The following is a 20,672-nucleotide window of genomic DNA, read 5'->3' as shown; positions in this document are numbered from 1 at the left end:
ATATCCTATTCCGAGTGCTTGGTGCCGAATACAGATAAAAAGAGGTTTTGCATTATGGCTAAGAAAGAATTTCAGGCTGAAAGCAAAAAGCTGATGGATATGATGATCAACTCCATCTACACCAATAAGGAAATTTTCCTGCGCGAGCTGATCTCCAACGCATCGGATGCCATCGATAAGCTCTATTATAAGAGCCTGACCGATCCTTCTGTGGGCATGAACAAGGGCGATTTCCGCATCCTCATCACCCGCGATCAGGAGAACCGTATCCTGACCATTGAGGATAACGGCATCGGCATGACCAAAGAGGAACTTGAGCAGAATCTGGGCACCATTGCTCACTCCGGTTCTCTGGACTTCAAGAAGGACAACAAGGACGAGAACATCGATATCATCGGCCAGTTTGGTGTCGGCTTCTACTCTTCCTTCATGGTAGCCGATAAAGTCACCGTCATTTCCAAGGCTTATGGCTCGGATGAAGCATGGCAGTGGGAGTCCTCCGGTGTGGACGGCTACGAAATGACCCCCGCCCAGAAGGACACCGCAGGCACCCAGATCATCCTGCACATCAAGCCGGATACTGAGACGGACCACTACGACAACTTCCTCGATGAGTACGGCATCGTGGCCATCGTGAAGAAGTACAGCGACTATGTGCGCTATCCCATCCAGATGGAGCGCCAGCACGAGCGCCAGAAGCCGGAACCCGATCCCAAGCCGGAGGACTATAAGCCCGAATGGGAGACTTACACCGAGCTGGAAACTCTGAACAGCATGGTGCCCATCTGGAAAAAGCAGAAGAGCGAAGTGACCGACGAGGAGTACGCGAACTTCTATAAGGAAAAGTTTGGCGATTATACCGACCCCGCCCGCGTCATCGTCAGCCGCACCGAGGGCACTGCAAATTATAATGCCCTGCTGTTCGTGCCCAGCCACCGTCCCTACGATTTCTACACCAAGGATTATGAAAAGGGTCTGGCCCTGTACGCATCCGGCGTGCTCATCATGGAGAAGTGCGCCGACCTGCTGCCCGATTACTTCAGCTTCGTCAAGGGCATTGTGGACAGTCAGGATCTGAGCCTGAACATCAGCCGCGAGATGCTGCAGAAGGACAACCAGCTCAAGCTGATCCACAACGCTCTGGAAAAAAAGATCAAGAACGAGCTGCACGCCATGCTGGCCAATGACCGCGAGAAGTACGAGGAATTCTGGAAAGAGTTCGGCCGTCAGATCAAGTTCGGTGCTTACTCCGACTACGGCATGCACGCCGAGCTGCTGCGCGACCTGCTGCTGTTCTGGTCTGCCAAGGAGCAGAAGATGGTCACTCTGCAGGAGTATGTGGACAAGATGCCCGCTGAGCAGAAGTATATCTACTTTGCTGCCGGTGATTCTACCGACCGTCTGGCAAAGCTGCCCGCCGCTGAGCTGGTCATGGATAAGGGCTATGACGTCCTGCTGCTGACCGAGGATGTGGATGAGTTCTGCCTGCAGATCCTGCGCACCTATCCCCGCAAGGATGCCGAGGGCAAGGACGGCACCGTGGAGTTCAAGAATGTCAACAGCGGTGATCTGGGCCTTGAGACCGAGGAAGAGAAGAAGGCCGCCGAGGACGCTACCGCTGAGAACAAGAACCTGTTCGATGCCATGAAGGACGCACTGGACGGCAAGGTGAAAGAGGTCAAGGTCTCTACCCGCCTGAAGGATCACCCTGTGTGCCTGAGTGCTGACGGCCCGCTGTCCATTGAGATGGAAAAAGTGCTGTCCAAGCAGCCCGGCAGCGAAGGCGTAAAGAGCGATAAGGTTCTGGAACTGAATGTCAACCACCCCGTGTTTGCCGTGCTGAAGGCCGCACAGGAGGCCGGTGACACCGACAAGCTCAAGAAGTACAGTGCTCTGCTGTACGCACAGGCTCAGCTGATCGAAGGCCTGCCGGTGGATGATCCCGCCGCCTACGCCGAGGCCGTCTGCAGTCTGATGAAGTAACTTTTTCCGGTAGGCAGCAGACTTACTCCCCTGCCGCTTCCACGCACATCAATATTTCCCCCTTAACAAAAAGGCCGTGCTCCGCTATAATAGAGTGGAACGCGGTCTTTTTCTGTTCTTTTGCCGGACAGTCAGGATAAATTGAGAGGTTTTTGCTCATGCAGCCCAAAAAACATTATTTTGCCCACATTCCCACCATTGCCATCTTTATTGTGTTTGCCATGTCGGCACCGCTGGGCGTGCTGCTGTTCATCTTAAAAAGCATCGATAAAAATGCTGAAAAAGAAGAAAGAGCCGCAGCACAGGCGCAGGCAGACTATCGTTCCGACCTCGGCCCCGCCCCTGCGCAGACGGCACCCCGGCAGGATCCCGAGGCCGCCTGCGGCACTGACCGCCCCACCGCAGAACAGAAGAGCGCTCAAAACTGGCACAAGACCATTGCCGTGATCTGCACCATTCTGGGTGCTGTCTTCCTGTTTACCGGTGCGGAGGAACTGATCGACTGCCTGTTCGACTTTCCGGACTTCGACGATCTGCTCCCTGCATTGGCCACGACCATTGGCGGAGCCGGCGCACTGCTGACCGGCCTGCGCATGGATCGTACCCGCAAGCTGGAACGCCTGTTGGACAAGATCGCAGGCGACCGCGACAATATTCCGCTGGACGAGCTGTTTGCTGCCGCGGGCATCGATGCCGCAAAGGGGCGCACCGTGGTGGAAAGTGCTATTTCCCACGGTTACTTCGGTGCAGATGCTTACATTGATAACCGCACCAATACTCTGGTAGTGCGCGGCGCGGCTCCCCAGCCGCCCCGGAAACCGAAGCCTGCGCCCGCCCCAGAACCTGCACCAGCGGACCAATATACCGCAATTCTGCAGCAGCTGCGGCAGGTCAACGATGCCATCCCGGACCCCGTGATGACCACCAAGATCAGCCGTCTGGAAGCGGTCAGTGCCCGCATCTTTGAGCTGGCAAAGCAGGACCCCGGCAAAAAGGCTCAGCTGCAGAAATTCATGGACTACTATCTGCCCACCGCCCTCAAGCTGCTGAACACCTACGCCAGCCTTCCTGCGCAGGATGTGCAGGGGGAAAACATCGCCGATGTCAAAAAGAACATCGAGCGCAGCATGGACCTGCTGGTGACCGCCTTTGAAAATCAGCTGGACAAGCTGTTCCAGTCCGACGCACTGGACGTTTCGGCAGATGTGGCCGCACTGGAAGGGATGCTGAACATGGACGGCCTGACCGGAAACGAGTTTACAAAATAATATTTGGGGAAACAGGGAAAAGGCCCATGCGCTTTTTCCCTGTTTTTTCAAAGCGCAAATCTCCATGTTGTGCAGGCCTCGTCCGTCCCACGCAAAGCCGTGGATTTGCAGGCATTTTCGCCAATGGTTTTTCCGTTTTATATCTAATTTTATTTCAACCGTCAAATTCCACTCTGTGCGCCAATTTCAGTCTTTTTGCAACTTTTCATCCAGATGCAACAATAACACATGGTTTTTTCTGTCCGGATTTTATATGATAAGGACAGAAGTGTGCAGAGCATCCTGTATGCGGCCCTGCACTGCAGTTCCAACCCGCTCAAAAGGAGGATTATCCTATGATGAAATCTGTTTCCGCATGGAAGCAGGAGCTTTCCAGCGGCGCTCACGCTGCCCGGCTGGCAGCACTTTACTGCTGTGCGCCCGACGAAACTCCTGCACAGGCTGCCCGCTACGAAGCTGTTCTGAATGGTCTGGATGCCACCTTTGGCCCCCATGCTGAAGCTGGTCTTTACAGTGCCCCCGGCCGCACCGAGATCGGCGGCAACCACACCGACCACCAGCATGGCCGCGTGCTGGCCGGCAGCGTGAATATTGATATGATCGCTGCCGCCGCGCCCAACACCCTGAACCAGCTGCGCGTGCAGAGCGAAGGCTACGACCTGTGTGTGATCGGCCTTGATGACCTTGCTGCCCGCAAGGAAGAGGAAAACACTACCCTCTCTCTGCTGCGCGGCGAATGCGAAGCCTTCCGTCAGCGCGGCGCAAAGCTGGCCGGTCTGGATGTGTACATTTCCTCCAACGTGCCCAAGGGCAGCGGCGTTTCTTCCTCCGCCGCCTTTGAAGTGCTGATCGGCGTGATCCTGAATGACTGCTTCATGACCGATAAAGTCTCCCCCATCGAGATCGCGCAGATCGGCCAGTGGGCAGAGAACGTCTACTTTGGCAAGCCCTGCGGCCTGATGGATCAGATGGCTTCCAGCGTTGGCAACATTATTACCATTGATTTTGCGGACCCTGCCCACCCGGATGTGGAGCCGGTGGCCGTGGATTTCTCCAAGGCAGGCCTTGCCCTGTGCATTCTGGATTCCTGCGCAGATCATGCCGACCTGACCGACGAATATGCCGCTGTGCCCGCCGAGTGCCGCGCCGTGGCTGCTGTGTGCGGCGGCGAAGTGCTGCGGGATGTGCCGTTTGAGACCTTCCTTGCAAAGCTTCCGGAGTGCCGCAAGCAGTGCGGCGACCGTGCCGTGCTGCGCGCCTTCCATATCTATGCTGATAACGACCGCGTGGCAAAACAGGTAGCTGCCCTGCGCGAGGGCGATTTTGACACTTTCCTGCGTCTGGTCAACGAGTCCGGCCACAGCAGCTGGGAATACCTGCAGAACGTGATCCCCGCCGGTTACAAGGAGCATCAGGAGATGGGCGTGACCATTGCAGCTGCCAAGCATTATCTGAACGGCAAGGGCGCTGTGCGCGTGCACGGCGGCGGCTTTGCCGGTACGGCTCAGGCCTTTGTACCGGTGGAAATGCTGGCCGACTTCAAGGCCCACATGGAAGCCATCCTTGGTGAGGGCCGCTGCCATGTGCTGAGCATCCGCCCGGAAGGAGGCGCAGTGCTGTGATTTCTACCGCCATTCAGCAGCTCGTGAATTACGGGCTGGACACCGGCCTTATCCTGCCCGATGATGAAATTTACATCCGCAACCAGCTGCTTATGACCATGCAGCTGGACGACTTTACCGCGCCGGAGGGCGAGGTGTGCTATACCGATCTGGAAAGCATCCTCAAAACGCTGGTAGATGATGCCGTTGCCCGCGGTGTGTGCGAGGACAACTCCACCGCCCGCGACCTGTTCGACACAAAGCTCATGGGCGTACTGACCCCGCGGCCCAGCATCGTGCGCGCCAATTTCGAGGAACGCTACGAAAGCGAAGGCCCGCAGGCCGCAACCGACTGGTTCTATAAATTCAGTCAGGACACCGATTATATCCGCCGCTACCGCATCAAGCGCGACCTGAAATGGGTCACCAAGACCCCCTACGGCGATCTGGATATCACCATCAACCTCTCGAAGCCCGAAAAAGACCCCAAGGCCATTGCCGCCGCCAAACTGGCTCCCCAGAGCGCCTACCCCAAGTGCCAGCTCTGCGCCGAGAACGAAGGCTATGCAGGCCGCATGAACCACCCCGCCCGCGAGAATCACCGCATCATCCCTCTCACCATCAACGACAGCGCTTGGAACCTGCAGTACAGCCCCTACGTCTACTACAACGAGCACTGCATCGTGTTCAACAACCAGCACACTCCCATGAAGATCGAGCGTGCTACCTTCCGCAAGCTGCTGGATTTCGTGGGCCTGTTCCCCCACTATTTCGTGGGCAGCAACGCCGACCTGCCCATCGTGGGCGGCAGCATTCTCAGCCACGACCATTTCCAGGGCGGCCACTATGAATTCGCTATGGCAAAGGCTCCCATCGAGAAGAAATGGGTCTTCCCCGGTTTTGAGGATGTGGATGCCGGTATCGTGCACTGGCCCATGAGCTGCATCCGCCTGACCAGCGAGGATGATGCCCGTCTTGTGGAGCTGGCCGATAAAATTCTGACCGCATGGCGCGGCTACTCGGACGAAAAATGCTTCATCTTTGCCGAGACCGACGGCGAGCCACATAACACCATCACCCCCATTGCCCGGATGCGGGACGGCAAGTATCAGCTGGATCTGGTGCTGCGCAACAACATCACCACCCCGGAGCATCCGCTGGGCGTGTTCCATCCCCATGCAAAGCTGCATCACATCAAAAAGGAAAACATCGGTCTGATCGAGGTCATGGGCCTTGCCGTGCTGCCCAGCCGTCTGAAAAAGGAGCTGTTTGAGCTGGCCGATGCACTGGTGGCCCGCACCCCGGTGAGCCAGTACCCGGAAGAACTGCAGAAGCACGCCGAGTGGGCCGAGGATATTCTTGCCCGCCACCCGGAACTGAACGGCGACACCGTGCACCTCATCCTGCAGGACGAGGTGGGCCATGTGTTCGCTCAGGTATTGGCCGATGCCGGTGTCTATAAAATGGACGAGGCTGGCCGCACAGGCTTTGTGCGGTTCCTTGCAAGCGTGCAATAATCTATTAAAAAACGCTCTCCCCCTTTCCCCCGCCGGTATGCCTTGCCGACGGGGGATTTTTATTGTTCAGCGGAGGTCCCAAGACGTTTTCCGTCCCGTAACATAGCACAAAAAAGCCGCCTTTCGTGCCAATTAGCACAAAAAGCGGCTTTTTATCGTCTTATTTCAGGAGCAAAGAGCCTTGCGGAAGGTTATTCCGGCAGATCCTCTTCGTTCTCCAAGCTGTGCCAGACGTTCTGGACATCATCATTGTCTTCCAGCGCATCCAGCAGCTTGCCCATCAGCTTCAGCTGGTCGGGGTCGGTCAGGCGGGTGGTGGTCATGGGCACCATGGCCAGATCGTCGGAGAGGATCTCGTAGCCCTTCTCCTCCATGGCCTTGACCACAGCAGAATAGTTCTCGGGATCGGTGGTGATCTCGGCTGCATCCTCGCTGGCATCGAAGTCCTCGGCACCAGCATCCAGAGCATCCATCATAGCCTCGTCGGCATCCTTATCTTCCAGAGAGATGTCAATGACACCCTTCTGGCTGAACAGGAAGCCCACGCAGCCCATAGCACCCAGATTGCCGCCGTTCTTGTCGAAGTAGTGGCGCAGGTCGGCAGCGGTACGGTTGCGGTTGTCGGTCAGGGTCTCCACCATGACAGCAACGCCGCCGGGGCCGTAGCCTTCGTAGGTGATTGCTTCGTACTCGGTCTTATCGCCGCCCTCAGCCTTCTTGATGATGCGCTGGATGTTATCGTTGGGCACGCTCATGCGCTTTGCCTTGGCGATCAGGTCAGCCAGCTTGCTGTTGGAAGCAGGGTTCGGGCCGCCGGTACGGACGGCAACGCTGATCTCGCGGCCGATCTTGGTAAAGACCTTTGCCTTTGCGCCATCGGTCTTTTCCTTCTTGCGCTTAATATTGTTCCATTTGCTATGTCCAGACATGGGAAAGAGCCTCCTGTATATTCTCAAATCTCCGCCTGCGGGCAGACGGGCTGTGGTCGCCCGCATTGTGGCAGCACACAAAATCTAACTCTATTATTGTAGCACAACCGGGCAGAGCGTTCAAGCCTTATCCGCCCGGTTTTCAGCATTCTGCGCGAAAAAATGCGCTTTTTCTGCCCGTTCACAGCAGCCGCAGCGCCTTGGGATAATGGTTTTTCACCCGCCCGCCGGATACCTTGCCGCCGCCCAGCGGCCAGCCGTCCACCGTCACGCAGCACCAGCCGTCAGCAGCGATGCGGGCTTCCACCTCACGGCCGGAAAGATACTCCACGCAGCGCGGGTCATCAAGGGTGAGTTCTTCGCGGTTTACGCACTGTGCGCCAAATGCCGTGAACAGATGGTGCTCCGGCACAAAGCGGCCTTTCTGCACGCTGCCCACAAATACGCCCGCCCGCAGCACATGCAGGTTCGTCTGCGGGAACGGCACCGGCAGCAGCACACCGCCGCCGTGCACCACAGCCGGGCGGTCTGCCAGCGCCGGGAAATACTGCCTGGCAAACGCGTGCCATGCTGCAAGGCTCTGGGCAGGACTTGTCTCCCCTGCCTGTGCTTCGCGGCTGCGCTTTTCACCCTGCACCGCTTCCCGGCAGGCACGGGCATTCTCGCGGCGGGCACTGCGGGCATCCGGGGTCTTGGCAGGCTTGCCGCCCTTCCCCTTGGCCTTTTTGCCCGCAGCTTCCGCTGCTGCCAGCCAGAGCTGTTCTTCGGCAGTGTACTCGCCCTCTGCGGGCAGAACGCGCGGAGTGCCAGCTTTGACGAGCCGGGCCATAAAGTGGCCCTCGCCGCCCTGACAGGGCCAGATACGGCGCACCTTGCTCACATCCAGCGGCAGGCCGCCGGTGCGGTTGGCTTCGCCCTCACTGCCAAAGGTGTAGTCCACATTTCCCAAGGCATCCGCAAGGGTGAACTCCGGGTGGCGCTGCAGGAACGCCGCCACCTGTCCCTCGTCCTCCTCGGGTGCAAAGGTGCAGGTGGAATACACCAGCTGCCCGCCCGGGGCCAGCACAGCGGCTGCACAGTCCAGAATTTCTGCACCCAGCTCAGCACACTGCTTCACCAGCGCTTCACAGTGCTGCTGACGGGCCACCGGCTCCTTGCGGAACATTCCCTCGCCGGAACAGGGCGCGTCCACCAGCACCCGGTCAAAAAATTCCGGCAGCGCATCCGCAATGCGGGCAGGTGCTTCGTTCAGCACCACTGCATTGGGCACGCCCATGCGTTCCAGATTGCTTTTCAGGATATCCGCACGAGCTGCAACGTATTCGTTGCTCACCAGCACACCCCGGCCCTGCAGCGCCGCCGCCAGCTGGCTGCTTTTGCCGCCGGGCGCGGCGCACATGTCCAGCACACGCATCCCGGGCTGCACGCCCAGCAGGGGTGCCGCCGAGGACGCAGACGGCTCCTGCGAGTAGAACACGCCCGCATGGTGGTACGGATGCCGCCCGGGCCGGAATTTCAAATCATCCGGCTGATGCACCACGAATGCCGCCTTGCAAAAGGGCGATGCTTCCAGTGGGAAATCGGCTTTTGCGGCAAACTGCTCCGGTGAGCTGCGCAGGGCCGACACCGTTACGCCGCGCTCCGCCGTTTCCTGCGGGGCTGCATACAGGACATCGAACCGGTCTCCCAGCAGAGCGCGCTCCCGCTGTTCAAAATATTCCATGGGCATTCTGCATTCCTCCTGTGGGATGTATAAAGCCGCCGTCTGCGGCCAAACTAGGTCTTGTGAGGGGCACACCGCCCCGCACGGAAAACCGAAAGGAGATCATTCACTATGGCAACCGAAAACCGCAGCAATAACTGCAAGAATCAGACCTCGAACCGCACGTCCAACCAGACCACCAACAGCGCCACCAACGAGCACAAGCATCCCAACCAGTACACCAAGGGTGCCGACGATGAGAGCGCCAAGAACTCCACGAGCAGCCGTTCCAGCAACGCCAAAAACAGCCGCTGACGCTGCCCTTCGCGCCTGATGGACCACGGGCGCGAACCTCTGATCTTTCTCAAATCGCAAAGCCCGCTGCCCTCCGGCACTGTTTTCCAGTGCGGAAAGCAGCGGGCTTTCGCGTCAGAAGTTGTTTTTATAGTCAGGGTGCGCCGAATGGGCGCGGCTTTTTGCCGCCAGCCAAGGCGGTTTTCCGCAGCAATCCTAATGGATTGCAAGGAAGAGCAACGCAGTATGGCAGCAAAAAGACCGTTCAGGCGGTGTGCAATGATTATGAAAGCAACTTCTCAGGTCTTGTTGGGGTCGAACTGCTGCCACAGTGTTTCAAACAGCTCGTGCACACGGCCCAGCTGACCGTTCAGATACAGCCAGCCCAGCAGGCACTCGAAGCCGGTGGAAGCACGGTATTCCTCCGGGGAAGCGTGTTTTGCCACGCTGGCCTTGCTGGCGTTGCGGCCTCGCTTGAACACGGCCAGTTCGTCCTCAGTGAACAGCGGCTCCAGCAGCTGTTCCTCCCGGAACTGTGCCCGGGCCGAGACGTATTTGACCTTTTCTGCGTTGAGCTTTCCGGCAGACAGGCGGTGGTGCTCCACCAGACGCTGTCTCACCAGCAGTTCCAGTACGCTGTCGCCCACAAAGGCCAGCGCCAAGGGGCTAAGCTCCCGCGGGTCGATCTTTTCAGGTTCGTTCATAAATATTCTCCAACCCTCTCAGACTCGCATCCGCTCGCCAGCTCCCCCGAAAGGGGGAGCTTTTATTGCACGTACTTTTTTGATGCGTGAAACCTCGCCCTTCGGAAGAGGTGGCAGCGCGGCAGCGTTGACGGAGAGGGTTCTTCTTTAGAAGATATAATCGAACTGGTAATCGCCAATGAGAATGGTGTCGTTCTCCTGCACGCCCTTTGCCACCAGAGCGTCCAGAATGCCGCTCTCGCCCAGCTGACGCTGGAAGAACTGCAGGCTTTCGTAGTCGTCCACATTGCTGCCGGCCAGAATGTATTCCAGCCACGGGGCTTCCACGCTCCATACATGGGCTTCCATGCGCTTGATCTCAAACGCACGGTCGTTGGCCTTGGGTTCGGGCTTCTTGTACTCGGGAGCAAACACCGGCACCGGCGGGATATCCTTCAGGCGGTTATACACGAGGCCCGGCAGTTCCTTCACGCCCTGCATCGTAGCGGCAGAGATAGGCACAAAGGTCAAGCCCTTGCCCTCCACATACTTGCGGAAAGCTTCGATCTGCTCCTCGGTGGCCAGATCGCACTTGTTGCCAATGACGATCTGCGGGCGCTCAGCCAGCACAGGGCTGAACTTTGCCAGCTCCTCGTTGATCTTTTCAAAATCTTCAATGGGTTCACGGCACTCGCTGCCAGAAACATCCACCACATGCAGCAGCAGGCGGCAGCGCTCCACATGGCGCAGGAAGTCATGTCCCAGACCGATGCCCTCGCTGGCACCCTCGATCAGGCCGGGGATGTCGGCGCAGACAAAGCTTGCACCCTCCGCCACGGATACAACGCCCAGCGTGGGCACCAGCGTGGTGAAGTGGTAGTTTGCGATCTTAGGCTTGGCTGCGCTGATGGTGGAAATGAGGGTGGACTTACCCACATTGGGGAAGCCGATCAGACCCACATCGGCGATCAGCTTCAGCTCCAGCGTCACCTGAATGTCTTCGCCGGGCATACCGGGCTTTGCAAACTTGGGGATCTGTCGGGTGGGAGTGGCAAAATGTGCATTGCCGTAGCCGCCGCGGCCACCCTTTGCAATGGTGACTGGGGTGTGGTCGGACAGGTCCGCAATGACAAGGCCGCTCTCGGCGTCCTTGATGACGGTGCCCAGCGGCACCTTGATGACAAGGTTCTCCGCGTTTTTGCCGTGGCACAGGCTTGCACCGCCCTTGCCACCCTCCGGGGCCACATACTTGCGCTTATAGCGGAAATCCATCAGGGTGGTCAGGTGATCGTCCACCACAAAGATGATATCGCCGCCGCGGCCGCCGTCGCCGCCGTCCGGGCCGCCAGCGGCCACGAATTTTTCACGGTGAAAGCTCACCGCACCGTCGCCGCCCTTGCCCGCGTGGAGCCATATCGTGGCGATGTCGATAAAGTTGGTTTGTGCTGCCATACAGCCCCTCCTTAGTTTTATATGTTCGTTTATTCCCCTTCCCTTGCCGGGAACTCCTTCCGGCATCGCTGCACGATGCCACCTCCCTCAAGGAGGGAGGCTTTAAGGCCCCCTCCCCGAGGGGGCTGTCGCCACAGGCGACTGGGGGAGTTTCTACCAGACAGTCAAAAAGAGAATTCTTCATCAAAAAGAGCCGGGCCACGAGGGTCCGGCTCTCTACGTTTTGCAGTTATCCGAAAGAAGTTACTGCTTGACGCTGCACTTCTTGCCGTCTTTACCCACGCGCTCGAAACGGACGGTACCGTCCACCAGAGCAAACAGGGTGTCATCGCTGCCCTTGCCAACGTTCTCACCCGGCATGATGTGGGTGCCACGCTGACGAACCAGGATGTTGCCGGCCAGAACGAACTGACCGTCTGCACGCTTGGTGCCCAGACGCTGTGCTGCGGAATCGCGGCCGTTCTTGGTGCTGCCTACGCCCTTTTTATGTGCCATTGTAATTTACCTCCTTAGCCGTTGATCGCAGTGATCTCAACCTTGGTGAAGGGCTGACGATGGCCCATACGGCGAGCACTGTGCTTCTTTGCGCGATAGGTGATGATGTTCAGCTTCTTGCCCTTGCCATTCTTGATGACCTTGGCAGTAACGGTAGCACCCTCAACAACGGGAGCGCCAACCTTCACAGAACCCTCCTCGCCAATAGCGAGAACCTGATCAAACTTCACTTCGGAGTCGGCCTCAACGTCCAGCTTTTCGATGTAGACGATGTCGCCCTGCTCCACGCGGTACTGCTTACCGCCGGTAACAATGATTGCGTACATTTTGTTCATTCCTTTTCGTTGTACTCGCTGGTCGTAAAGGCAGGCCCTTACACTGGGCCATTTCAGGCGCCCACACCACGCGGCTAGAATAGTATAGCAAAAAAACGATGGAAATGCAAGAGGAATTTTCCTCTTTCCGAAGGATTTTTTATTTTTCCGTCTTTCCGCTTTCCGCGATGGTGCGTTTTACTTCGGCATTATACGCTTCGGTGCGCTCCACGAAGAGCTTACGCGGGCTGGAGGCCAGCAGTTCAGTATCTGTATCCGTCATCAGACCGATAACAGCTTTTTCTTTGCTCAGCTTATTGACTGCGGCTTTGTTGTCCGCCGTCATTGCCAGCTTTACCATCAGGGGCTTGTCCTTGAACTTGTGGGTGAAGTAAATTTCCGCAGCCACACCGACTACCACAGCGATACCTGCCACCAGCTGGGATGCCCGCAGACCAATGGAGGGCACCAGCATCAGACTGTCGGTGCGCAGGGCTTCGATCCAGAAGCGGCCCGCGCCGTACCAGATCATATACCGCAGGGCAATGTCACCGTTGAACTTGCGCTTTTTAATGTAACGGAACAGCAGGAGAAAGCCCACGAAGCACCAGATGCTTTCGTACAGGAAGGTGGGATGCACCGGCAGATTCGGGTCAATGGTCACGCCGCTCTGGGCCGTGACTGTGCTGCCCATCAGGTAAGCGCGGGTCGTTTCGCTGAACATGCCCCACGGCAGGGTGGTGTTGCAGCCGAAGGCCTCCTGATTGAAGAAGTTGCCCCAGCGGCCGCAGCCCTGTCCCAGCAGAAAGCCCATAGCGGTCAGGTCGAACATGGGCAGCACCGGCACGCCCCGCCGTTTGCAGGCCAAGCCGCCGAACAGAAAGCCGCCGATGATGCCACCGTAGATGGCAAGGCCGCCATCCCGAATGGCGATCATCTCCCAGATGCTTTCGTATTTAAAGGGTGCCATGGCCACATAGTAGGCGCGGGCGCTGACAATGCCCAGCACGATGCCAATCAGGATCACGTCCACCATGCTGTCCGGGTCCACGCCGAACTCGATGCTGTGGCGGAACGCAAATACCAGCGCCAGACAGATGCCAAAGGCAATGCACACGCCATACCAGTAAATATTGAACCCGCCAATGGAAAGGGCCACGCGGTTGATCTCAAAGCTCAGGCCCAGCCCCGGGAACTGCACCAGATTTGTCATTCTGCTTCCTCCTCGTTCTCGGCCAGCGGCGCAGTGCCATCTGGCAAAATATCCATCACAGCCATGCGGTCGGTGCTGAGGATGTGCTGCAGCGCAGCGTCCGCATCCTCGGCAGTCAGCCCTGCCAGCATGGTGATCTGCTGCGCCACCGTCTGGCCGGAGAGGGCAAAGTCTGCCATCTGGCTGGCCGAGTCCTCCACATTTTCCAGATTTTCGATCAGCTGGCCGTACTTTTCGTTCTTGCACAGGGTAAAGATCTCCCGGTCCACACCCGCGGCACGGATGCGGGCGATCTCGTCCAGAAGCATCTGCTTCACGGCATCGGGGGCATCGCTCTCGCCGGTGAACAGGATGCAGCAGCAGCCGTCCACCCGCAGCACTTCCCCGCCAAAGCCGGGGTTCACAAGGCCACTGTCGTACAGGCGGCGGTACAGCGGCGACATGCCGCCTGTAATGCAGCTCAGGATCAGATCATACAGCGCTTCAGTACGCAGATCGTTCGGGGGCAACGGCTTCTCCTTGAAGCCCACGCCGAAGCAGGGCTTGGACACCGGCATTTTCAGGGTCTTATGGGCTGCCGCCAGCGTCATGGGTTCCGGCTTCCACAGCCGCTGCACCCTTTCGGTGCTGCGCGGTCTCATCAGGCCGTGGCGCTCACAGGCAGCCAGGATCTGCTCCATGGTAGTGTCGCCGGCAGCCGCCAGCACCATATTGCCCGGTGCATAGAAGGCTTTGCAGCTGTCGTAAAGCATCTCCGGCGTGATCTCAGCAATGCTCTCCACCGTGCCCGCGATATCGCTGCGGATGGGATGCTCGTGGTACAAGCACTCGAACAGGCCGGTGATAAGCCGCCAGTCCGGGCTGTCATCGTACATTTTGATCTCCTGTCCGATGATGCCCTGCTCCTTGGCGATGGTCTGCTCGGTAAAGTACGGATGAGTCACCATGCCCAGCAGCACATCCAAGCTTTCGTCCAGCTGCTGGGTCGCAGTGAACAGGTAGCAGGTGCGGTCAAAGCTGGTAAATGCGTTGGCATTGGCACCGGTCTTGGCATACTTTGCAAAGGCATCGCCGTCCTGATCTTCAAACATCTTGTGCTCGAGGAAGTGTGCCACGCCTGCAGGCAGATGCACCTCTTTGCCGTCCAGCCGGAAATCCCGGTCAATGGAGCCAAAGCGGGTAGCAAAAATGACATGGGTGCTGGAATAACCCGGCATGGGCCGCACGATAACGGTCAGTCCGGAGGGCAGGGTCTGCCACTGGTCAGCCACGGTCTTTTCCAGCAGGGTCTGGTTATTCTGCGGCATGAGCGGCCACCTCCTTTGTGAGCAGATAGCTGACCGAGAGGGTCAGTTTGCGCAGGATGGCGCGCACGTCGTCCTTGGTCACGGCCTGCAGAGCGGCGCGGGCTTCGGCGGGTGTCTGCACCTTGGCCGGGTCGCCGCCGCGCAGCACTTCAATGTAATACCATGTCTCGATGCCGCCCAAGGTATCCTCTACCCCCTGCATCCCGCTCAGCAGACCCCGACGGCAGTCCTCAAATTCATCGTCGGTGATGGGGCCATCGCACAGGTCGGCCAGTTCCTTCAAGATGGCCTGCTCTGCCCGGGCTGCGTCGGCGTGCTCCACGCCGCTGTTCACAGCCATGCTTCCGGTAAAGCTCTGGAACGAGGACGAGCAGTAGTAGCACAGATGGTCACGCTCGCGCACATTCAGGAACAGGCGGCTGGTCACACTGCCGCCGTACAGCGCCATGGCAAGGCGCACAGCAGCCAGCTGTTCGGTGCGCATGGGTTCGCCCAGCGTGAACAGCATACAGAGCTTCGCCTGCACCATATCATAGGTTTCGGTTTTGTGCACCGGCTCCCGGCGGGGCATGGCAATGTTTTCCGCCAGCGGCAGCGGTGCGCGGTCAATTGCCGCAAGCTCTGCCAGCAGTGCATCCTTTACCGCAGCGGTCTGCTCTGCCGTGCAGCCCAGCACAAGCAGTTCAATGTTGGCGGTGCGCAGCATCTCGTAATAGGCTGTGGTAAGCTGTTCCGGTGTCAGACCTTCCACCTCTTCCAGATAGCCCTCCTGCCGCACACCCGCCGGGCTGTCGCCAAAGAATTCCCGGTTGGCCTGATGCAGGCAGTAAAGGCGCTTATCGTTGATTTCATCTTCCAGCGCCTTTTTCAGCATCTGCTTTTCAATGCCCACGGCTTCCGGATCAAAAGTGCCGCCCACAAAATACGGGTGAAAGGCCGCACCCAGTGCAATGGATGCATATTCCCTTGTAAGGGTCTCCCCTTCCAGCGCAAACTGATCCTTGATGCCGGTAACACTAACACACAGGTTGTGGCTGCAGCCCATGGGCCGGGCATCCACTGTGAGGTCTGCACCGTAGAGCTTGGCCAGCTTTTTGGTCAGGCGGGTCATATCCGGACAGTCGGCATAGCCGCGCTCCAGCACCAGCGGCAGCAGCGCATGTGCTGTGGCCGTTTCCCGCTTTGCCGGAAAGGCAAAGTGGACGCTGATGCGGCAGCGGTTGAATTTTTCCGCCGGGTCACAGGAAAGATGCACGCCCGGCGCAATGAGAGTACGTTCCAATTTGTTCCTCCGCCCTGCTTTCACAGGGAGCTTTTATTTTTATGATGCCTTCTGCAAGGCAAGAAATTCTTCCAGACTCAGGCCGCTGGCACGGATGGCAAGGGCATTTTCAACGCCCACATACCGCCAGTGCCACGGCTCAAACACCACGCCGGTAGCAGCCTGCCTGTCCTGCGGATAGCGCAGGATAAAGCCGTATTCGGCGGCGTAGGCGGTGAGCCACTCGTAGGCGCGGGTCGTATCAAAGCCGGTATCACGGGTCGGGTAGTCCGTACTGAGGATATCCGCCGCATAGCCGGTGCCGTGATCGTTGCATTCCGCAGGCGGCTGGATATCTGCCGCAAGGCTGGCGGCTTCTTCCTCGGTTTTGCCCTTTTCCAGATACTGCTGCTTCTGCGTCTCATAGGCCGCGCTGCGGGCATCTGCGTCCTGATAGCCTGCCGTCAGCACCAGTGCAACGCCGTCCTCGGCCGCAGCCGCAGCCATTTTCTGGTAGGCTGCAGCTGCTTCGGCTTCCAGTTGGATACCGCTGGCTTCATCGGCATCGGCAAGGGCCGGAGAGGGTTCCTCGGCAAAAGGCAGATTGGTGTTCACCAGCACAAAGCGCTCATCGTCAGCATCAAAGCTGTAGCCGGTGCCATCGTAGCTGGCCGCTTCAAAGCTCTGCGGCCCTGCAAGCATGGCGTTCACCTTTGGCAGCAGCCAGAGGATGCCTTTGGTCATAAGCGCCACAATGGCGGCGCAGACGAGAATGAGAATGGCCCAGTTGCGGGCCAGACGCAGCCGCTTGCGGCGCTTCCACTGAGCGCGGGTCAGGCGGGGCTTTGCAGCATTTCTATCAGTCGGTTCCATGGTGCGTTGCAGCTCCTTTTGCAGAATTTGCAGCGCACTGCGCCGCACAGATACAGTGTATATTATACACCCCTTTGCATTTTGTGTAAACGCCGGAAGTGTAAAATAAGTATGACCGAAAAAACTCCTTCCGTCTGCTCGCACGCTCGCATCCACCTCCCTCAATGAGGGAGGCTCTGGCGAAACAGAAAAGTTTCCCGCTCTGCCAAAGGCCCCCTCTCAGAGGGGGCTGTCGCCGCAGGCGACTGGAGGAGTTTTCCACGCAAAAATGCCGCACCACCTAAAAGGCGATGCGGCATTCCTATATTTTTATTTAATCAAACAGCATATCGTGGATCGCAGAAACAGCCTTGTCGGCATCGTCGCGGTTGATGATGCAGGAGATCTTGATCTCGCTGGTGGAGATCATCTTGATGTTGATGTTGTTGTTGGACAGTGCCTCAAACATCTTGGAAGCAACGCCGCTGTGGCTCTGCATACCGGCACCCACAATGGAGACCTTGGCGCAGGTGGTGTCCACGCTCACATCGTTGAAGTGTGCGCTCTCCTTCAGCACGCGCATGGCCAGATCGGCTTCGCCCTCAGAGCAGGTAAAGCTGATATCCTTCTTGCCGTCACGGCCGGTGGACTGCAGGATGATGTCCACGTTGATGTTCTTCTGGGCCAGCAGACCGAAGATCTTGAAGCTCATGCCCGGCTCATCGGGAACGTTCAGAATCGTGATAACAGCAACATCAGTGTCTTTTGCGACACCCTTGATCAGCATACCTTCCATGTCTTTTGTAACCTCCTTGACCACCGTACCGGGCACGGGATTCAGGCTGGAGAGCACCTCCAGCTCCACATTATACTTTTTGGCCAGCTCCACGCTGCGGTTGTTCAGCACCTGTGCACCCAGAGATGCCAGCTCCAGCATCTCGTCAAAGGTGATCTCATCCAGCTTGCGGGTGTTGCGCACCTTGCGCGGGTCGGCCGTGTAAACGCCTTCCACATCGGTAAAGATCTGGCAGCGGTCTGCGTGCAGGGCTGCTGCAATGGCAACAGCGCTGGTGTCGGAGCCGCCGCGGCCCAGAGTGGTGATGTCATCCATCTTGTTCAGGCCCTGGAAGCCCGCCACAACAACCACACGGTTGCGCTCCAGCTCAGAAGAGATGCGCTCTGTCTCCAAGCGGGTGATGCGCGCCTTGGTATAGGCGCGGTCGGTGCGGAAGCCAGCCTGCCAGCCGGTCAGGCTGATGGCATGGCAGCCCAGCTCATTCAGTGCCATGGCCAGCAGCGAAATGCTGATCTGCTCGCCGCTAGCCAGCAGCATATCCATTTCACGGGCCGAAGGGTTGTGGGTGATCTCCCCAGCCTTGGCGATCAGGTCATCGGTGGTATCGCCCTGAGCGGACACCACCACAACTACGTCATTGCCCGCGTTGTGGGTGTTTGCCACAATGCGTGCCACGTTGAAGATACGGTCACGGTCCTTCACCGAAGAACCGCCGAACTTCTGTACGATCAACGCCATATCTTGTCACTCTCCTCTTTTTGTCCCTTTGTCAAAAGGGGGTACACCGGGCGGAAGCGGTCAGCAGCGCCTTGCACTTCCCTTACCCATTTATCATTCCACCGTTGCGCCGGTGTTATCGGCATCCAAACGCAGCAATGTAAATGCTTCACATCCGTCCAGACCTTCCAGCAGCTCCAGACCCTTTTCCAGCTTGGAATAGAACTTTTCGGCCTCCGCCTTTTCCGCTACGGCCATCACGGTGCTGCCCGCACCGGAAACGTAAACAGCCTTTGCACCGCACAGGCGTGCCATATCGAACACTTCCTTAGAGCCGGGCATCAGCGGCATACGGTAGGGCTGATGCAGCTTATCCTCGGTGGCAATGGCCAGCAGGTCGTGTCTGCCCTCGCAGAAGGCGGCGGGCACCAGCGCAGCGCGCGAAAGGTTATATACCGCGTCCTTGTGGGAGACTTCTTTGGGCAGGGCCGCACGAGCGGCTTCCGTCAGCAGCTTGTAGTCCGGCACGATGGCGGCAAAGCACAGCGTTTCATCCACATTGCGCTTGACCGAGTACACCTTGCCATCCTCGAACACGCTGCTGGTCAGACCGCCCAGAAGAGCCGGGGCCACGTTATCCGGGTGGCCCTCGATGGAGGTGGCCAGCGTGAGCAGCTCCTGCGTGTTGAGCACATCGCCCAGCATCCGGTTGGCACCCAGCAGTCCCGCAATGATGCAGGCCGAAGAAGAACCAAGGCCGCGCGCCATGGGGATGGGATTCGTCTGGGTGATCTTGAGGGGCGGGATCTGCTTGCCCACCTTCTCAAACAGCCCCTTTGCCGAACGGTACACGAGGTTCGATTCACCGCGCGGGATGCGGGTACCGTCCGCAGACGAGATATCCAGCACTTCGCTCTCTTCAAAGGTGACCGTATTATACAGCGTCACCGCCAGACCCAGCGCATCAAAGCCGGAGCCGATGTTTGCACTGGTGGCCGGGACAGAAACCTTGATCTTCATAGCTGCCGCACCTTTCCTTATTCCGTTATCAGTTTTCTTCCGGCAGACGCTTGAGCACCAGCTTCACGCTGCCGCCCACGGCTTCCACCTTGCGGGCTGCTTCGGCCAGTGCCTTTTCGTCGGCGCGCTCCACAAAGTAAGCGCAGCCTTCGTAGCGTTCGTCCACCACCCTGCCATAGCCGTAGATGGCTTCCACCACCGCCGGAGCAATGCCTGCTACACGCACATAATATGCAGCAGGAGCCGGGTCGGTGAGCATTCCCTCCACCGGCTCAGCAGGCTGCCAGAACAGGCTGTCGTGCACTTTGGAGCCATGCTTCAGGGCATCCACAACGTCGGCCACCACGGCGCTGGCGGTGGGCAGCTTGCCTGCGCCCTTGCCGTAGAACACCACGTCGCCCAGCATATCGCCCTTGACCAGCACTGCATTGAACACATCGTCCACGCTGGCCAGCTGGTTTGCCTTGGGCACCAGACACGGCTCCACACCGGCAGCCACGCTGCCGTCCTTGCCGCGCTTCATCCATGCGATCAGCTTGATCACACAGCCCAGCTTTTCCGCCGCTTCCACATCTGCCGTGGTAATGGCACGGATGCCGCGGGTGGGAATGTTCTGGGGGTAGATCTGATGGCCGCACACCAGCGAGGACAGAATGGCGATCTTGCGGCAGGCATCACGGCCGTCCACATCGTCGCTGGGGTCCTTCGTCTCGGCGTAGCCCAGCTCTTGCGCGATCTTCAGCGCATCGTCAAAGCCCAGATTTTCGCGCACCATCTTGGTGAGCATGAAGTTGGTGGTGCCATTCACGATGCCCTCCACCTCGGTGATGACGTTTGCCGCCAGACACTGGTGCATCGGGGTAATGATGGGCGTACCGCCGCCCACAGAAGCCTCGAACAGGAAGGCACAGCCGTGCTCTTTGGCAAGGCCCAGCAGCTCTGCGCCGTAGGTGGCCACCATCTCCTTGTTGGAGGTGCATACGCTGCGGCCGCTCTCAAGGCAGGCCTTTACATACGGATACGCAAAGCGGGTGCCGCCGATGGTCTCCACCACCACCTTGATCTCCGGGTCTTCCAGAATGGTATCGAAGTTCTTTATAAACAGGTGTGCATCCGGATGGTTTGAAAAATCCTTCGGGTCAAGGATGTACTTGACCTCCACCGGCTCACCTGCACGGCGGGAGACACCCGCAGCGTTGCGGCACAGTACCTCGTACACGCCGCTGCCCACCGTGCCAAAGCCCAGAATTGCAATTTTAGCCATTGTT

The 20,672-nt window shown here is 58.4% G+C and carries 18 protein-coding genes; 5 read left to right on the top strand and 13 right to left on the bottom strand.

Translation table 11 applies throughout. The features are described 5' to 3' along the window. The first annotated feature begins 54 nt into the window (after positions 1 to 54). From htpG to galT, 4 genes are all read left to right on the top strand, one after another. A complete protein-coding gene (gene htpG, locus DWY76_RS05495) occupies positions 55 to 1,983 on the top strand; it encodes a molecular chaperone HtpG (RefSeq protein WP_097777638.1) in 1,929 nt (642 codons plus the stop codon). Positions 1,984 to 2,141: 158 nt separating this feature from the next. Next, positions 2,142 to 3,251, top strand: a complete 1,110-nt coding sequence (locus DWY76_RS05490) for a 5-bromo-4-chloroindolyl phosphate hydrolysis family protein (protein WP_120080266.1) — start codon at positions 2,142 to 2,144, stop codon at positions 3,249 to 3,251. Between the two features lie 335 nt (positions 3,252 to 3,586). After that, a complete protein-coding gene (locus DWY76_RS05485; protein ID WP_120080264.1) occupies positions 3,587 to 4,873 on the top strand; it encodes a galactokinase family protein in 1,287 nt (428 codons plus the stop codon). After that, positions 4,870 to 6,369, top strand: coding sequence for a UDP-glucose--hexose-1-phosphate uridylyltransferase (gene galT, locus DWY76_RS05480; protein WP_120080262.1), 1,500 nt, complete (start codon positions 4,870 to 4,872; stop codon positions 6,367 to 6,369). Before DWY76_RS05485 ends, galT begins: the two co-directional genes overlap by 4 nt. A 191-nt stretch (positions 6,370 to 6,560) precedes the next feature. On the opposite strand, the gene DWY76_RS05475 is transcribed toward galT, so the two are convergent. Continuing rightward, positions 6,561 to 7,298, bottom strand: a complete 738-nt coding sequence (locus DWY76_RS05475; protein ID WP_044954219.1) for a YebC/PmpR family DNA-binding transcriptional regulator — start codon at positions 7,296 to 7,298, stop codon at positions 6,561 to 6,563. Positions 7,299 to 7,479: 181 nt separating this feature from the next. Beyond that, positions 7,480 to 9,027, bottom strand: coding sequence for an RsmB/NOP family class I SAM-dependent RNA methyltransferase (locus DWY76_RS05470; RefSeq protein ID WP_120080260.1), 1,548 nt, complete (start codon positions 9,025 to 9,027; stop codon positions 7,480 to 7,482). 105 nt (positions 9,028 to 9,132) lie between these two features. Between DWY76_RS05470 and DWY76_RS05465 the strand changes: the two genes are divergently transcribed. Then, positions 9,133 to 9,315: a hypothetical protein gene (locus DWY76_RS05465; protein WP_097775376.1), complete on the top strand. Its 183-nt coding sequence runs from the start codon at positions 9,133 to 9,135 to the stop codon at positions 9,313 to 9,315. 278 nt (positions 9,316 to 9,593) lie between these two features. Here DWY76_RS05465 and DWY76_RS05460 read toward each other — a convergent pair whose 3' ends face one another. The 11 genes from DWY76_RS05460 to DWY76_RS05410 all read right to left on the bottom strand — a co-directional run bounded on the left by DWY76_RS05460 (position 9,594) and on the right by DWY76_RS05410 (position 20,668). Beyond that, positions 9,594 to 9,998, bottom strand: coding sequence for a ribonuclease III domain-containing protein (locus tag DWY76_RS05460; RefSeq protein WP_120080258.1), 405 nt, complete (start codon positions 9,996 to 9,998; stop codon positions 9,594 to 9,596). 147 nt (positions 9,999 to 10,145) lie between these two features. After that, a complete protein-coding gene (gene obgE, locus DWY76_RS05455; protein ID WP_097777632.1) occupies positions 10,146 to 11,429 on the bottom strand; it encodes a GTPase ObgE in 1,284 nt (427 codons plus the stop codon). A 243-nt stretch (positions 11,430 to 11,672) separates the two neighbouring features. Continuing rightward, complete coding sequence (gene rpmA / locus DWY76_RS05450; protein ID WP_005945908.1) at positions 11,673 to 11,924, bottom strand: 50S ribosomal protein L27; 252 nt, start codon at positions 11,922 to 11,924, stop codon at positions 11,673 to 11,675. Between the two features lie 14 nt (positions 11,925 to 11,938). Beyond that, positions 11,939 to 12,250, bottom strand: a complete 312-nt coding sequence (gene rplU, locus DWY76_RS05445) for a 50S ribosomal protein L21 (protein WP_044954216.1) — start codon at positions 12,248 to 12,250, stop codon at positions 11,939 to 11,941. A gap of 148 nt (positions 12,251 to 12,398) precedes the next feature. Further along, positions 12,399 to 13,451 (bottom strand): prolipoprotein diacylglyceryl transferase, encoded by a 1,053-nt coding sequence (lgt, locus tag DWY76_RS05440; protein WP_097777631.1) that lies wholly within the window; start codon positions 13,449 to 13,451, stop codon positions 12,399 to 12,401. Beyond that, the gene (locus DWY76_RS05435; protein WP_120080256.1) at positions 13,448 to 14,758 is read right to left on the bottom strand and encodes a pitrilysin family protein; all 1,311 of its coding nucleotides are present in this window, start codon (positions 14,756 to 14,758) and stop codon (positions 13,448 to 13,450) included. Before DWY76_RS05435 ends, lgt begins: the two co-directional genes overlap by 4 nt. Beyond that, positions 14,745 to 16,040, bottom strand: a complete 1,296-nt coding sequence (locus DWY76_RS05430; RefSeq protein ID WP_243111942.1) for an insulinase family protein — start codon at positions 16,038 to 16,040, stop codon at positions 14,745 to 14,747. The genes DWY76_RS05435 and DWY76_RS05430 overlap by 14 nt, the downstream gene beginning before the upstream one ends. A 39-nt stretch (positions 16,041 to 16,079) precedes the next feature. Then, positions 16,080 to 16,892, bottom strand: coding sequence for a M15 family metallopeptidase (locus tag DWY76_RS05425; RefSeq protein WP_120080252.1), 813 nt, complete (start codon positions 16,890 to 16,892; stop codon positions 16,080 to 16,082). Between the two features lie 313 nt (positions 16,893 to 17,205). Next, positions 17,206 to 18,405 (bottom strand): aspartate kinase, encoded by a 1,200-nt coding sequence (locus DWY76_RS05420; RefSeq protein ID WP_005945897.1) that lies wholly within the window; start codon positions 18,403 to 18,405, stop codon positions 17,206 to 17,208. A gap of 93 nt (positions 18,406 to 18,498) precedes the next feature. Continuing rightward, a complete protein-coding gene (thrB, locus tag DWY76_RS05415) occupies positions 18,499 to 19,404 on the bottom strand; it encodes a homoserine kinase (RefSeq protein WP_005945895.1) in 906 nt (301 codons plus the stop codon). A gap of 28 nt (positions 19,405 to 19,432) precedes the next feature. Further along, on the bottom strand, positions 19,433 to 20,668 hold the full coding sequence (locus DWY76_RS05410; RefSeq protein WP_005945893.1) for a homoserine dehydrogenase: 1,236 nt from the start codon (positions 20,666 to 20,668) through the stop codon (positions 19,433 to 19,435). Positions 20,669 to 20,672 lie beyond the last annotated feature (4 nt).

The sequence above is a fragment of the Faecalibacterium sp. AF27-11BH genome (assembly GCF_003603005.1).
Taxonomy (GTDB): domain Bacteria; phylum Bacillota; class Clostridia; order Oscillospirales; family Ruminococcaceae; genus Faecalibacterium; species Faecalibacterium taiwanense.
The sequence above is the reverse complement of the archived record's forward strand: the minus strand, read 5'-3'. Positions and strand labels throughout refer to the sequence as shown.